We start from the raw sequence: 14306 nt of genomic DNA on the forward strand, positions 1-14306 counted from the left end.
TCACTCCACGACCCGCGGGGCCGCGGGGCCGCTGGCCCGAGCTCCTGCTCGCTCCTCCCGCTTCCTCGCGCTCCATGCCGATGAGTGCGAGCCGAGCGCACAACACAGCGCGGTTGCCGGCCTCACCGTCGCTGACGAGGCGCGTGCGGCGCTCTCCCCAGCAGCCGGCGACCGCCTCCCCGGACGACGCGCTGTCCCCCCGCAGCGGACTTTGCTTTGATGAACCCCTTCATGTTCCGCCTCGGCACCGTTCGCGCCAAGCTCACCGTCCTCGTCGCGCTCTCTTCGCTCGCGACCCTCGCGGCCCTCCCCGTGCTGTCCTGGGTGATGCACCGGCAGCTCCTCGCGCAGATCAGCGAGCGCGTCCCGCAGGCGATCCGCAACTTCCGCCTCGAGCTCCGGCAGCAGCAGCGCTCCATCTCGACGAGCGCACGTCAGGCGTCCCGCACGCGCGAGCTCGTCGACGGGCTCCGGCTGCGGAACGAGGCGGCCGTCGATACGGCGCTCGAGGCCGTCATCGCCGCTCATCCCAACGTCGCCATCGCCGCCTTCGACGAGCTCGGCGACCTTGTCGCCGCGCGAGGGCTCGACGCCCCGCCGGCGAGCACGGACGAGGTCCCCGGGCTCGCCGAGGGGCTCTCGAACCTCGACGAGATGGAGGACCTGCGGGACGTGCTCGTCCACGGGTGCGAAGGACAGCAAGGCGCGCCGCCCGCGTACATGGTCGCCCAGCGCGCGAGGGGCGACGCCGGATCGCTGCTCGCCTGCATCCCCATCGACCACACCTACTTCGACGAAGCGGCGACGAGGCTCGGCGTGGAGATCGCGCTCGTCGATCCGTCGGGCAAGCGGATCACCGGCACCGCGCGCTTCCCCACCGAGCTGCTCCAGGGCGCCTCCATCGGCGACGAGACCCACCCCACGATCGTCGAGGACGCGAGCTCGCTCTGGGCCCTCTCCCGCTTCGCCCCCCGCTCCTTGCGGGGCAAGGCCGGCGATTTCTCGATCGTCATGGCGCTCGACGTGAGCGACGTCCAGAAGATCGTGCGCCAGAACCTGATGCTCGCGGCCGGCGTGCTCACCCTCGCGGCGCTCGTCTCGCTGATCCTCGGCGCGCGCCTCGCGACCACGATGTCGCGCGCGCTCTCCCGCGTGAACGTCGCCCTCAAGCAGCTCGAACAACAGCAGTACGTCCACGTGGAGGGGGTGAAGACCGGCGACGAGCTGGAGGACCTCGCGGCCGGCTTCAACTCGATGGTCGACGGCCTCAAGGAGCGCGACAAGCTCCGCAGCACCTTCGGCAAGTACATGACCGAGTCCGTGCTCGAGCACCTGCTCGCCGGCAAGGTGCAGCTCGGCGGCGAGACGCTCACCGTCTCGATCCTCTTCTGCGATATCCGGAGCTTCACGACCATCAGCGAGAAGATGAACGCCCATGAGCTCGTGGGGCTCCTGAACGAATATTTCACCGAGATGGTGGCCATCATCCTCGACGAGGGCGGGGTCGTCGACAAGTACATCGGCGACGCGATCATGGCGGTGTTCGGCGCGCCCGTCCCCAGGCCGGACGACGCCGTGCGCGCCGTGCGCGCGGCCATCCGCATGCGCGCCGCCCTCGAGCGCTTCAACGAGCGCCTCGCCGAGCGGGGCGTCCCGGCGCTGAAGACCGGCGTCGGGATCCACACCGGCGAGGTCGTCGCGGGCAACATCGGCAGCGAAGCGCGGATGGAGTACACGGTCATCGGCGACGCCGTGAACCTCGCCTCGCGCCTGGAGAGCGCGACCAAGGAGCTCGGCGTGAGCGTGCTCCTCAGCGACGACACGCACCGCCTCGTGAGCGATCGTTTCAACACGCGCCCCGTCAGCGAAATCACGGTCAAAGGCCGCGTGCAGCCGGTGATGACCTACGCCGTGGCGAACGTGTGACGGCAGCGCTGGGCCGTCAGAGGCGGATCAGCTCGACGCTATCCATGTGGATGAAGTTGGCCGGGTTGCCGGAGGTGGCCTTCGTGTGGAAGCCGAACTCCAGATAACCGCCCGTGACATGGATGACCGGCGTCTCGATCTGCGTCCAGGCCCCATAGGTCCCGATCGTCGTGTAGGTGGGCGAGCACGATCCGCACGTCTTGGCCTGGAGCCGGCTGAAATCGTAGCTGCCGCCTTTCTTCACCCACGCTCGGACCTTGTAGTCGCCCGCCGCGAGCCCCGAGCGCGTCTGGTACGTCCACACCTCGAACGGAGAGCCATTGGTCCAGTGGGTGAGGTGGTAAGAGCCGGATTGCGCGCCGTTGTACGTCTCGCTGAAGCCCGCCGCCCCGGTGCCGTTCGGGCTCCAGTTGGTCCAGCCGGTCATCCCGGACTCGAAGCTCGCGTTGGTCAGCGAGATGCCGCTCGATCCGCCACCGCCGCCACCCTGCTGGTACCAGCGCACCCACTCGACCTCCATGGTCTTCGTGGTGCCCGACGGCAGATCGATGCTCGCGGGGCTCGGGTTGCCGTACCAGTTGCCCCCGATGGCGAGGTTCAAGAGGATGTAGTGGTTCTGCTGGAGCTCCGCCTCGTTGTGGTAATACGTATTGTTGGCCACGATGCTGCCGTCGAGCCGGAAGATCATGCTGCTCGACGACCACTCGACCTCGTAGACGTGGAAGGAATCGGCGAGGCTCGATCCGCGGTTCGCCCCGGTCCCCCAGTCGGCCTGTCCTCCGTTCCACCAGTGGACCGCGGACTGCATCCAGGTGGGCTCGGTGGATCTCCACTCGAGGATGTCGATCTCGCCCGAGCGAGGCCACGCGTTGGCGCCGGAGTCGATGTTGGCGCCCAGCGTCCAGAACGCCGGCCACATCCCGTAGCCGGAGGGCACCTTGATGCTCGCGGAGATCTTGCCGTACCGCCGCTCGACCTTGCCCTTCGTGTGGATGCGACCGGAATAGAAAGACCGCCCGCCGTACCCGGTACACTGGGACGCGGCCGGGTTGTCGCTCGTGCGCTGCGCGGAGATGACCAGCTTGCCATCGCGGACGGCGACGTTCGCGGCGCGCGGGTACTCGAGCTCTCCGGTGCCAAAGTTGCAGTTGTTGGTGACCGGATCGTAGTTGCTCGTGAGCACGTTCCAGTTGGCCGTGTTCAGGCTCGAACCGTCGAACTCGTCCGACCACACGAGGTTCCACCCCGCGCCGGGGCTGTAGGACACCTCGGCGAGCTCCTGGCTCGTCGTGTCCTCCGCGCCCGCTGGCTCGTCGGCCGCCGTGATGCACCCCCCGAGAGCGCCGAGGCAAGCCCAGGTCAGCAGCGCTGCGCAACCGTCTCTCCGATCCATGCGTCCTCCTCTGGTTTCGACGGCGACCTGCGTGGTCCGCTCGTATCGCCGCGACTTGCAGCGGCCGTGCCCGTCCGTGGAGGCCAACAAATTCGATCGCGACCAGAACCGAGGTCGGATCGGGGCGGGATCCGGGCCGAGCGCGCGCGCTCGGGTGATCCGGAAGATCACCCCCCGGGTGATCTGGCCGATCGCCGGGGGGCGCGGTCGAGGTCCGGGCCGATGGGCACGGACCCGTGTCACCCCCCCGCGAGCAGCCGCGCGATCTCCCCGCGCTGCCGCCGCGCCGAGCGCGCCAGCGCGAGCTGCCCCGCCGCACGCTGCAGGTTGTGGGCGACCCGCGTCGGGAACCGCGCCGGGTCCCAGCCGAAGTACCGATCCTCGAACGCGTCCCGGCAGAACCGCGCCGCGAGCTCCAGCGCGATCCGCTCCACCGCGTCCGCGAGCGCCTCCCGCTCCTCCGCGCCGAACGGCCGCACCTCGCGGTAGCCCGCCGCCGCGGCGGCGAACACCTCCAGATCGAACCGCGCGTCGGTCGCGTCCTCCCCGACCGGGTTGCACCACGACCGCCACGCGTCGCCGAGCTCCACGTCGATCGGCTGCAGCGCCAGCGTGTCCAGATCGAGCAGGCAGATCCCCTCCCCCGCCTCGGAGAAGCGCAGGTTCGAGATCTTGAGGTCGCCGTGGCAGTGCCGCAGCGGCAGATCCAGCCGCCCCTGCCACGTGCGCCACGCGTCGAGGATCGCGTCGGCCAGCCGCCTCCCCTCCCCCCCGGTCGCCGCGCCGTCCAGCCGCTCCATGTGCAGCGCCGTGTCGTGCGCGCCCGCGCGCACGTGGCGGTACGCGTGCTCGAGATCGTCCGCCGCCCGGTGGAACCGCGCCACCAGCGCCCCCGCCGCGCGCGCGAGCGCAGGCGAGCCGACCCGGTGGTGCGTGCGGCCGGGGACGAAGTCCATCACCCGCCACACCGCGCCCGCGCCGTCCCGCGCCCAGAGCGCGCCGTCCTCCGCGCGCAGCAGCCGCGGCGTCGCGAGGCCCCGGCGCGCCAGGTGCGCGGTCACCGCCTCGATGTCGTCGTGGACCTCCGGGGCGAAGATCGGGCTCACCCGCTGCACCACGAACCGCGGCGGCCCGCCGCCGGCCAGGCCGGCCAACCACGTTCCGTTGATGAGGCCCTCATCGTCGCAGCGGCCCACCGAGAGACCGCGCAGCGGCGCCCACACGTCCGGGATCATCGACACGGCAAGCTACCTGCGCTCCGTCCCGGGCCGCAAGGAAACCGCCTCCGGCTCCGCCGCGACCTCCGCCGCGCCCCGCCCGCGCACCGCCGCGGCCCGCCGGCGCAGCATCCACTGCGACCCGATCCACGCGAGCACCCCCGCCCCGAGCCCCAGCCACGCCGCCACCCCGGGCACCCCGACCCGCTCGACGAGCACCGCCCCGCCGAGCGACGTCGCGCACAGCCCCACCGTGAGCACCAGGTTGTCGATCGCCGACAGCCGCCCGACGAACCGGTCCGGCGACAGCCGCTGGATCTCCGCGCTCGACAGCACCCAGTTCGCGCCGCTGCCGAGCCCCCACACGAGCGCCACCGCGATCAGCGCCGCCGCGTGCCCCGTCACCGAGAACGCCGCGATCGCCGCGAACGTCATCCAGGCGGCCCCGGTCGCCGCGAGCTCGCCCCGCAGCCCGCGGCGCACCAGCGCGACGCCGACCAGCGGGCCCACCCCCGTCCCGGCGCCGCGCACGCACTGGAGCACCCCCAGCGTGAGCGCGGCCGTGCCCGCGAACGCGCGCTCCGCCGCGACGAGGTTGAGCAAGAGCAGCGCCCCGCCGTTCGCCAGGTGGACCGGCGTCTTCGCGAGCACCGCGTCGAGCAGCGGCGGACGATCCCACGCGTGCTTCCACGCGAGCGCGATGTCCCGGCGCACCGACGCGAGCGCCGAGAGCACGCCGCCCTCCGGCCGCCCCTCGGCCACCATCGGCGGCAGCCCCCAGAGGAACAGCGCCGACAGGCCGAACGACGCCGCGTCGAGCGCGAGCGCCGCCGCGGGGCCGAGCGACGCGATGAGACCGCCGGCCGCCATCCCGACCGCGAACATCACGCTCCACGTCGCCGACGCGATCGCGTTCGCCTCGAGGAGCTCGTCCTCCGCGACCACGTGGCGCAAGACCGCGCTCTGCGCCGGCAGGCGCAGCGCCCCCACCGACGCGCGGACGAACACGAGCACCTGCACCGCCGCCACGCTGCCCAGCACCGCGGCGCCGAGCATCGCGACCGTGAGCGCGCCCTGCGCCACGCTCGTCGCGACCAGCAGCCACCGCCGATCGAGCCGGTCCGCGAGCACGCCCGCCACCGGCGCGAACAGCGCGTTCGGGAGGTGATGCCCGACCATCACCAGCGCGAGCGCCACGACCCCGCCCCCCTCGCCGCCCAGCGCGAGCAGGCTCACAGCGACGAAGCTCATCCAGTCGCCCAGGAGCGAGACGATCTCGCTCAGCCAGACGCGACGGAACTGGGGTCGGCGGCGGAGCAGGCTCGGACGGGACGACGCGGACGCAACGGACAGATCGTGCCTGCCGCTGTTCATCCAGGGCACACCATGGTAATCGCGCTCTGCTGCATGCGGATCTGCGCCATCATTCCCGCCTACCAGGCCGAGCGCAACGTGGGGGACGTCACACGGGAGGCGCTCCGGGTCAACGGCCTGGACGGCGCGGTCGTCGTCGTGGACGACGGCTCGAGCGACCGCACGGCCGAGCGCGCGCGCGCGGCCGGCGCCACCGTGCTCATCCACCCCGAGAACCAGGGCAAGGGCGCCGCCCTGCGCACCGGGATGGAGTTCGCCCTCGCCGCCGGCTTCGACGTGGCGATCACGATCGACGCCGACGGCCAGCACCCGCCCGAGGAGGCGCGGCGCCTCGTCGAGGCCGAGGCCGATCCCGAGGCGCTGGTCCTCGGCATCCGGGATCTCGCGTCGGCCGGCGCGCCGCGCGCCAACCAGATCTCGAACCGCATCTCGAACTTCTTCCTCTCGCTCTTCGCCGGCCGCCCCTTCGCCGACACGCAGTGCGGCCTGCGCCGCTACCCGCTCCGGACGACGCTGTCGCTCGGCGCGCGCGACGACGGCTACGCCTTCGAGGCGGAGATCCTCCTGCGCGCCGTCGCCGCCGGCGTCCGCATCGTCGAGGTGCCGATCCGGGTCATCTACCCGCCCGAGGACGAGCGGCTCACCCACTTCGACAGCGTGCGCGATCCGGCGCGGATCGTGGGCCGCGTGGTGGCGACGCTCGCGCTCACGCGCGGCCTCCGCCACGTGCCTGCCGCGCCGGCGCCGTCCGCGGCCCCGCGCCGCTCCGCCGTGGCGAGCGCCCTCGCCGCCGAGATCGACCCCCGCCCGTCGCAGCCGACGGCCGCGCCCCCCTGACGCGGGGCCAGCGCACTGGAACGCGTGACGGACCCAGCCGGCTCCAGCGCGGGCGCGGCGCCGGGCAGCGCAGCGACGGGCGGCGCGGCCCCCGCCGCCAGCGCGGCCCCCGCCGCCAGCGCGGCCCCCGGCGCCAGCGCGGCCCCCGGCGCCAGCGCGGCCCCCGGCGCCAGCGCGGCCCCCGGCGCCGCCGCGGACGCGCGCCGCCCGCCCTCGCGCCTCGCCCGCCACCGGCGCAAGCTCATCGCCGCCGCCGCGCTCCTCGCCGCGCCGGTCCTCGCCCACCTCGGCATCGCCGCCGCGACCCGCATCGAGCCGCCGCCGATCCGCGCCGCCTCCGGCGAGCCCGCCGCAGGGCCCGCGGGCTTGCGCGTGCTCGGCCCCGCCTACGCGCGCCGCCGCGGCCGCATCCTCGAGGCGCGCCTCGCCGGGACGCCCGAGGAGATCGGCCACCAGCACGGCCGGCTCTTCTACCCGGAGATGGTCCAGAACGAGGGCACCCTCTACGAGCAGTTCCGCCGCTACGTGCCCGTCGCCCCGCTCCGGTGGCTCATCATGGACCTCTCGCGCCTCGAGTTCCGCGGCGTCGACGAGGGCATGAGCGACGGCGCGCGGCGCGAGATCGCCGCCCAGGCCCGCGCCTTCTCGCCCGACCCGTTCGACGGCGTCCTCCCCACGTACCACCGCTTCGTCTTCCTCCAGTCGCTCTACGACATCGCGCTCTCGTTCGAGCACTCCCCGCTCATCGGCTGCACGAGCTTCGCCCTCACCGGGGCCGCGTCGGCGGGCGGGCACGCTGTGCTCGCCCGCAACTTCGACTTCGAGGCCGGGCCCGTCTTCGACCTGGGCAAGGCGGTGTTCCTCGTCCACGAGCAGGGCAAGATCCCGTACGCCTCGGTGGCCTGGCCCGGCCTCGTCGGCGCGGTGACCGGGATGAACGCCGCCGGCCTCGCGCTCGTCGTCCACGGCGGGCGGGCCGGCGAGCCGCGCGCGGCCGGCGAGCCGGTCGTGCACACGATGCGCGAGGTGCTCGGCCGCGCCCGCGGCGTCGACGAGGCGCTCGCGCTCCTCGAGGCGCGCGCCCCCATGGTCTCCCACCTCGTGATGCTCGTCGACGCGGCCGGCGAGGTGGCGATCGCCGAGCGCGCGCCCGGCGCGAAGCTCCACGCGCGCCGCGGCCGCGGCAAGGTCGCCCTCACCAACCACTTCGAGGGGCCGCTCGCCGGCGACCCGCGCAACCTCCGCGTCCAGGCCGAGACCTCGACCCACGCGCGCCGCCGCCGCCTCGACGAGCGGCTCGCGGCGCTGCCCGAGGGCGCGACCGTCGAGGCGGCCGTCGATGTCCTGCGCGACCGGCGCGGCCCCGGCGGCGCGCCGCTGCCGCTCGGCGACCGGCGCGCGATCGACGCCCTCATCGCCACGCACGCGGTCGTCATGGACGCGACGGCGCGCGTCCTCTGGGTCAGCGAGGGCCCCCACCTCGCCGGCCGCTTCCTGCGCTTCGATCTGTCGCGGCTGCTCGACCCGGCGTTCGACCCCGCCCTCGACACCGCCGAGCCGGACGCCCTGCCCGAGGATCCGCTGCTCACGAGCGGCGACTACGCCGCCTGGGAGCGCGCCGGCTCGCCCCACGCGGGCGGCGAGCTCGGCAGCGACGCCCCGGGCCCCTCCGCCGCGGACCCCAAGCGCGACCCGGGCGATCCCTGAAAGCACGACCGCGTCGCTCCTCGGGCGCGACGGCGCGACGCTCCTTAAATAACCAACGATCTTAACCCAAAAATAACCAACTTAACGAAGCAATCTCTCTTGCCCGATCGCGACAGCCCCAGGCCGTCCCCGGCGCCCGCGCAACAGCGCTGCGTCCGGGTCGTGTCCATCCCATGGCGAGCTGGACAGCGCTGCGTCCGGGTCGCGCCGTCCTGCGGCGAACGCCGGCGATGCGCCGCTTTCGGCCGCTCCGCGGCGCGCCGGAGACACGGCCGGGCCCGGCGCGCAACTGTTTCGCCGCAGTTTCGCAGGGCCCCTCTCCCACGCCCGTACACCGGGGCTAGGACACCTCTCGTCCGGCGCTCCCGTACCGCGAGATTGCCTAGCGGGAGCTTCCGTCCGACAATGCGATGCGGGGCGCAAGGTCGCGGCAGCGGAGCGGCGACCGGGTCGACCGGATCATGACCGACATCAACCTGATCAACACCACCCTCGATCAACGGTACCTCATCCTCGGGCTGCTCGGCGAGGGCGGGATGGGGGCAGTCTACGAGGCACGGCACCTCGGCACCGGCCGCCGCGTCGCCGTCAAGGTGATCACCAGCAAGCTCGCGCAGGACGACGCGGTGATGGCCCGCTTCGAGCGCGAGGCCAGGGCCGCCGGCGCGATCGAGAGCGAGCACATCGCGAGCGTGCTCGATAGCGGCAGGGACCGGGCCACCGGCCTGCCCTTCCTCGTGATGGAGCTCCTCTCCGGCGAGGACGTCGACCAGATGCTCCGGCGGCTCGGCCCCCTGCCGCCCGAGCTCGCGCTCTGCATCGTGGCCCAGGCGTGCATGGGCCTCATCAAGGCGCACGACGCGCGCGTCCTCCACCGCGACATCAAGCCCGCCAACCTGTTCCTGGCCCGGCGCGACAGGGGGGAGTACGCGGTCAAGCTCCTCGACTTCGGCGTCGCCAAGATCCAGGCGGACGACAGCTTCGAGTCCCACCAGGAGCTCACCGCCACGAGCAACCTGATCGGCTCGCCCATCTACATGTCGCCCGAGCAGGCGCGCAACATGAAGGACGTCGACGGCCGGACCGACCTCTGGTCGCTCGGCATCGTCCTCTTCAAGATGCTCGCCGGCCGCACCCCCTACCGGAACTCGCGCGGGCTCGGCGAGCTCATCGTCGCGATCTGTTCGACGCCGGCGCCGCCCATCCAGAGCCTGGCGCCCTGGGTCACCTACGAGGTCGGCGAGATCGTCCACCGCGCGCTCCAGATCGACAGGAACCTGCGCTTCCAGAGCGCGGAGGAGATGCTCGAGGAGTGCCGGATCCTCCTGCCGCACGGCTTCTCGATCCGCGAGGAGATGCTGCAGCCGCTGCCCGAGTCGCTGCAGGCCGACATGCCGCCGCCCTCGCGCTCGGCGCACCCCGAGGCGCCGACGCGGCGCCCGCCCACGCCCGTCCACACGTCCCGCACGCCCACGCCCGGGGGCACGTCCCGCGGCTGGCCGGACAACGGCGATCACCCGACGCGGCGCCCGCCGACCCCCGTGGCCACGCCCCGCAGCTGGCAGGACCACGGCGATCACACGGGTCGCCGCCCGCCCACGCCCGTGGCCACGCCCCGCAGCTGGCCCGAGCACGTCACGGCGTTCTCGCAGAGCGGCCAGGGCCACCTGAGCCAGAGCGGCCACCACCTGAGCCAGAGCGGCCAGCACCTCGGGCAGAGCGGCCAGCACCCGAGCCACAGCAACCCCGTCATCCGCGGGCTGCCGGACGGGCCGCCCTCGTCGAGGACGGTCGCGGGCACCTCCGTGCCGTTCCAGAAGACGATCATCGTGGCGGGCGAGCCGCCGCCCGCGGCCGCGCGCCCCCGCAGCAGGGCGGCCCCGCTCGTGGCGGCGGCGGCGCTGGTCGCCGCGACGGGCGCCGGCGTCGGCGCCTGGCTCGTGCAGAAGACGACGGCGGCCGCGCCCTCCACGGCGACCGGCGCCGCGCCGGCCGCGCCCATGGCCCCGGCCGGGACCGCGGCCGCGCCGGGGGCGACCGCCGCGGCCCCCGCCGAGCCGTCCGTGCAGATCGATCCGGAGCGGCTCGCGAGCTTCAACCCGCTGCCGGCGGTCGTCACGTCCTCGAACAACCCGCTCACGGACGAGAAGATCCACCTCGGCCGGATGCTCTTCTACGACGCGCGGCTCTCGAAGAACCACGACCTCTCGTGCAACTCGTGCCACCCGCTCGACCGCTACGGCGCCGACGGCGCGAAGGTCTCGATCGGGCACGCCCACCAGAGCGGCCGCCGCAACACGCCGAGCGTCTACAACTCGGCGGGGTTCTTCTCGCTCATGTGGGACGGGCGCTTCGACAGCGTCGAGGATCAGGCCAACGGGCCGATGATGAACCCGAGCGAGATGGCGATGACGCCGGTGCGGCTCGAGGCGACGCTGCGCTCGATCCCCGACTACGTGAAGGCGTTCGGCAGGGCGTTCCCGAACGACCCGTGGCCCGTGACGGTCGGCAACACGGCGAAGGCGATCGGCGCGTTCGAGCGCAAGCTGTTCACGCGCGGGCGGTGGGATCAGTTCCTGGAGGGGGAGCGCGACGCGCTGACCAACGCCGAGAAGGAGGGGTTCAACACCTTCGTCGAGGTCGGCTGCGTGACGTGCCACTTCGGCCCGCACGTCGGGGCGACGATGTTCCAGAAGCTCGGCCTTGTGCGGTCGTGGCCCGACACGATGGACCGCGGCGTCTTCGAGATCACGAAGAAGCAGGCGGATTTCATGGTCTTCCGGGTGCCGACCTTGCGCAACGTGGCCGCGACGGCGCCGTACTTCCACGACGGGTCGATCTCGTCGCTGGAGGAGGCGGTGCGGCTCATGGGGAAGCACCAGCTCGGCAAGGATCTGGTGGAGAGCCAGGTCCACCAGATCGTGGTCTGGCTGAAGTCGCTGACGGGCGAGCTCCCGAAGGAGTACATCGCCAAGCCGGCGCTGCCGGAGAGCGGGCCCAACACGCCGAAGGCCGTTGCAGACTGAGCGCCGCGCGCCCGTCTGAAGGTAGAGGACGAGGATGCAGCGACGATCGTTTTTGATGGGCCTCGCGGCGTGCGGCGGCGCGCTCTCGCTCGCCGGCCGCGCGCGCGCGGACGAGGTGGGCGACGCGCTCGCCGAGATCACGAGGGCGCGCGCGTCGGTGAAGACGCTGGTCGCGCCGTTCACGCAGGAGCGGAGCATCGGGCTGCTCGCGACGGCGGTGAAGAGCGACGGGGAGATGACGCTGGTCCTGCCGGACCGGCTCCGCTGGGAGCTCAAGCCGCCGGACGCGATCACCTACTGGATCACGCCCGAGGGGTTCGGCTTCGCGACGCCGAAGGGCGCGGCGGGCGCGGGGCGGGGGGCGGCGGGGCGCTTCGGCGCGGTGCTCTCGGACCTCCTGGTGCTCCTCGGCGGCGACCTCGCGAAGCTCAGGGCGCGCTACGACCTCTCGATCCCGAGCCGCGCCGACGGGATCACGCTGGCGGCGCGGCCGCGGGCCGAGGAGGTCGCGAAGCACGTGCGCAGCCTCGAGATGACGTCGGGGCCGGAGCTGTGGTCGGTGCGGCGGGTGGTCATCGAGGAGAAGAACGGCGACCGGAGCGTCATCACGTTCGGCAAGGTGGCGCGGGACGCGGTCGTGGACCCGGCCCGGATGAGGGCGCCGAAGCAGGGCTGAGCGGGCGCGCGGCCGGGGGGGCGCGCCGATCCAGCGCTGCCGCGGCGCCGCCGGCTCAGGGCGGGCAGGCGCCGGTGCCGTTGTTCTCCTCGACGACGCTGGGAGGCGTCCGGTCGAGGCGCTCCACGAGCGCATCGACCTCGCAGCTCGGCAAGCTCGGGTTGTACTTGATGTCCAGCAGCGAGGTGATCGTTCGAGCGCCCAGGCCGCGGAGCGTCGCGAGCGACGCGTTCCCCTCGATCCTGAGGCTGTCGATCTCGGTCACATCCTCGAGCCCGGTCAGCCGGGGCAAAGCGTCGTTGTCCTCGATGCTGAAATAGCCCACGCGGACCAGGCCGCGCAGAGCGTCGATGTCGACGAGCGCCTGGTTGCCCGCGAGCAATACCGTCTCGGTAAAGCCGCCGCCCGCGCGGAAGGAGCCGAGCCCGTCGAGGCTGGTGAGCGCGGGGTTATGGGCGATATAGATCGCGCCTCGCACCTCGCGGAGGCCGCTCAGGGGCTGCAGGCTCGCGAGCAGAGGATTGCCGGTGATCTCCAGGTGAGAGAGCTCCGAGATCCGCTCGACCCCCGCGAGGCTCACGAGCCCGGAGTTCTGGCGCACGGTGAGCGCGGTCATCTCAGCGATGTCGGCGAACCCGGACAGGTCCGTCAGGGAGCCGCACCCCTCGACGGACAGCTCCCCCAGGCTCGTCACCTCGCCGAGGTCGATGCTGGTGAGCTTCGGGTTGTCGTGGAGGTAGAGCGACGGCGCGCCGTCCGGGTTCGAGCGGACGTGGGCGAGCGCGCTGGCGCTCACCAGCTCGGGATTCGATACGGCGACGACGCTCGAGACACTGCGCAGCGAACGCAGGCCGTCCAGGCTCACCATCCCTGAATTTTGGCCGACGTAGAGGTCGTGGGCGGCTTCGAGCGCTGCGAGCCCGGTCAGGTCCACGAGCCGCTCGTTCGACGAGACGGAGATCTGGCTCGCGAAGACGAGGCTCTCGAGGCCGTCCAGCGATCTCAGATGTCGGTTTTCGGCCAGCGTGAGGTTATCCACGGTCGTGAGCTGCTCGAGGCCCTGCAAGCCGACGAGCCCGTCGTTCTCGGAGATGTGGAGATTCACGAGCGCCTCGACGGCGCCGAGGCCCTCGAGGCTGGTCAGCGCGTCGTTGTCCGCCAGGATGAGCGACCCCCGGCGCAGGTTGCGCAGACCGTCCAGCGTCGCGAGCCGGTCGTTGCCCCTGATCCAGAGCTCCCCCTCCTCGATGCCCTCGAAGCCCGACAAGGACTCGAGCGAATCGTTGTCCAGCACCTCCCACTGGAACGCGTCCACCCCGACGCCGGCGACGCTCTCGAGGAGCGGATTTTCACGGATCTCGATGGTTCCCCCGACCTTCTCCAGGCTCCGAAGCCCGCTGAGGCTGCGCAGCGAAGCGTTATAGACCACCGTCAGCGTCGAGCCGATGGAGGCGAGGGAGCCGAGGCCGTCCAGGTTGGTCAAGCGCGTGGTGTCGTTGATCAGGAGCTCGCCCGTGACGGTCGTCAGGCACGCAAGCGGGGACAGGTCGGAGATGTCGCCGCCGAGGGCGAGCGAGCCGTCGACCACGGTGACGCCGCGCAGGTCCTCGAGGGCCTCCTGGCGGGTGGAGCCCCAGAAGCCGGTGTGCACATAGCTCGGATCGCACTCCTGCTCGGCGCCCCCCGCGCCCGCCATACCGCCCGAGCCTTGACCGCCTGAGCCCCCGGCGCCCGACGTGCCGGCGGGGTCGGCGGCGCCGGCGCCGCCGCCGCCGACCCCGGCCGAGCTCGAAGCAGGGCTGGGACCGCCGCCAGCTCCCGCGGTGGTCGATCCGACCTCGCCTACGCCCGCAGGCAGGTCGAAGTAAACCTCGCTCCGGGCCCCACAAGCCGGCGCGAGCGCGACCGAGGCAAGCACGCCCATCCACCACGGACTCCGCATGCCGCGAGGCTGGGCTCGCTCGGATTCCGCGTCAATAGGACACCCCGATTCCGACTCATCGCCGGCGAGGTCGACGCCGGCGTGCGCGGTCGCGACACGGAGATCTCAAACTCGCCCGCAGGACACCGCGCGCCTCCGGCGTGCCCCGGGCGATGCACGCCGATGCCCTGTCTCGGTGAGTCGCCGCGCACGCTGGACAGGAGCGGCG

The 14306-nt window shown here is 72.7% G+C and carries 9 protein-coding genes; 5 read left to right on the forward strand and 4 right to left on the reverse strand.

The window, feature by feature from the left end:
- Window positions 1–219 precede the first annotated feature (219 nt).
- Window positions 220–1926, forward strand: coding sequence for an adenylate/guanylate cyclase domain-containing protein (locus tag WMF26_RS40370; RefSeq protein ID WP_437997077.1), 1707 nt, complete (start codon window positions 220–222; stop codon window positions 1924–1926).
- Between the two features lie 16 nt (window positions 1927–1942).
- On the opposite strand, the gene WMF26_RS40375 is transcribed toward WMF26_RS40370, so the two are convergent.
- The 3 genes from WMF26_RS40375 to WMF26_RS40385 form a co-directional block, all read right to left on the reverse strand.
- Window positions 1943–3319: a glycoside hydrolase family 16 protein gene (locus tag WMF26_RS40375; RefSeq protein ID WP_437997078.1), complete on the reverse strand. Its 1377-nt coding sequence runs from the start codon at window positions 3317–3319 to the stop codon at window positions 1943–1945.
- 239 nt (window positions 3320–3558) lie between these two features.
- Complete coding sequence (locus tag WMF26_RS40380) at window positions 3559–4554, reverse strand: phosphotransferase enzyme family protein (RefSeq protein ID WP_438002481.1); 996 nt, start codon at window positions 4552–4554, stop codon at window positions 3559–3561.
- A 12-nt stretch (window positions 4555–4566) separates the two neighbouring features.
- Entirely contained in the window at window positions 4567–5910 is a 1344-nt protein-coding gene (locus WMF26_RS40385) for an MFS transporter (RefSeq protein WP_437951449.1), read from the reverse strand.
- Window positions 5911–5922: 12 nt separating this feature from the next.
- Between WMF26_RS40385 and WMF26_RS40390 the strand changes: the two genes are divergently transcribed.
- From WMF26_RS40390 to WMF26_RS40405, 4 genes are all read left to right on the forward strand, one after another.
- The gene (locus WMF26_RS40390) at window positions 5923–6747 is read left to right on the forward strand and encodes a glycosyltransferase family 2 protein (protein WP_437997079.1); all 825 of its coding nucleotides are present in this window, start codon (window positions 5923–5925) and stop codon (window positions 6745–6747) included.
- A gap of 24 nt (window positions 6748–6771) precedes the next feature.
- On the forward strand, window positions 6772–8454 hold the full coding sequence (locus WMF26_RS40395) for a C45 family autoproteolytic acyltransferase/hydolase (protein ID WP_437997080.1): 1683 nt from the start codon (window positions 6772–6774) through the stop codon (window positions 8452–8454).
- 410 nt (window positions 8455–8864) lie between these two features.
- Window positions 8865–11480 carry a cytochrome c peroxidase gene (locus WMF26_RS40400; protein WP_437997081.1) on the forward strand — a complete coding sequence of 872 codons (2616 nt, stop codon included), beginning with the start codon at window positions 8865–8867 and terminating at the stop codon, window positions 11478–11480.
- A gap of 34 nt (window positions 11481–11514) precedes the next feature.
- Window positions 11515–12156, forward strand: a complete 642-nt coding sequence (locus WMF26_RS40405; RefSeq protein WP_437315134.1) for a LolA family protein — start codon at window positions 11515–11517, stop codon at window positions 12154–12156.
- 55 nt (window positions 12157–12211) lie between these two features.
- Here WMF26_RS40405 and WMF26_RS40410 read toward each other — a convergent pair whose 3' ends face one another.
- Complete coding sequence (locus WMF26_RS40410) at window positions 12212–14080, reverse strand: leucine-rich repeat domain-containing protein (RefSeq protein WP_437997082.1); 1869 nt, start codon at window positions 14078–14080, stop codon at window positions 12212–12214.
- Window positions 14081–14306 lie beyond the last annotated feature (226 nt).

The organism is Sorangium sp. So ce185 (assembly GCF_051526825.1).
Taxonomy (GTDB): domain Bacteria; phylum Myxococcota_A; class Polyangia; order Polyangiales; family Polyangiaceae; genus Sorangium; species Sorangium cellulosum_D.

What these genes read in the sequence shown, in the direction of transcription:
- WMF26_RS40370 (WP_437997077.1), top strand. Translation starts at nt 220, where the DNA reads ATGAACCCCTTCATGTTCCGCCTCGGCACCGTTCGCGCCAAGCTCACC.
- WMF26_RS40375 (WP_437997078.1), bottom strand. Translation starts at nt 3,319, where the DNA reads ATGGATCGGAGAGACGGTTGCGCAGCGCTGCTGACCTGGGCTTGCCTC.
- WMF26_RS40380 (WP_438002481.1), bottom strand. Translation starts at nt 4,554, where the DNA reads ATGATCCCGGACGTGTGGGCGCCGCTGCGCGGTCTCTCGGTGGGCCGC.
- WMF26_RS40385 (WP_437951449.1), bottom strand. Translation starts at nt 5,910, where the DNA reads ATGAACAGCGGCAGGCACGATCTGTCCGTTGCGTCCGCGTCGTCCCGT.
- WMF26_RS40390 (WP_437997079.1), top strand. Translation starts at nt 5,923, where the DNA reads ATGGTAATCGCGCTCTGCTGCATGCGGATCTGCGCCATCATTCCCGCC.
- WMF26_RS40400 (WP_437997081.1), top strand. Translation starts at nt 8,865, where the DNA reads ATGCGGGGCGCAAGGTCGCGGCAGCGGAGCGGCGACCGGGTCGACCGG.
- WMF26_RS40405 (WP_437315134.1), top strand. Translation starts at nt 11,515, where the DNA reads ATGCAGCGACGATCGTTTTTGATGGGCCTCGCGGCGTGCGGCGGCGCG.
- WMF26_RS40410 (WP_437997082.1), bottom strand. Translation starts at nt 14,080, where the DNA reads ATGGGCGTGCTTGCCTCGGTCGCGCTCGCGCCGGCTTGTGGGGCCCGG.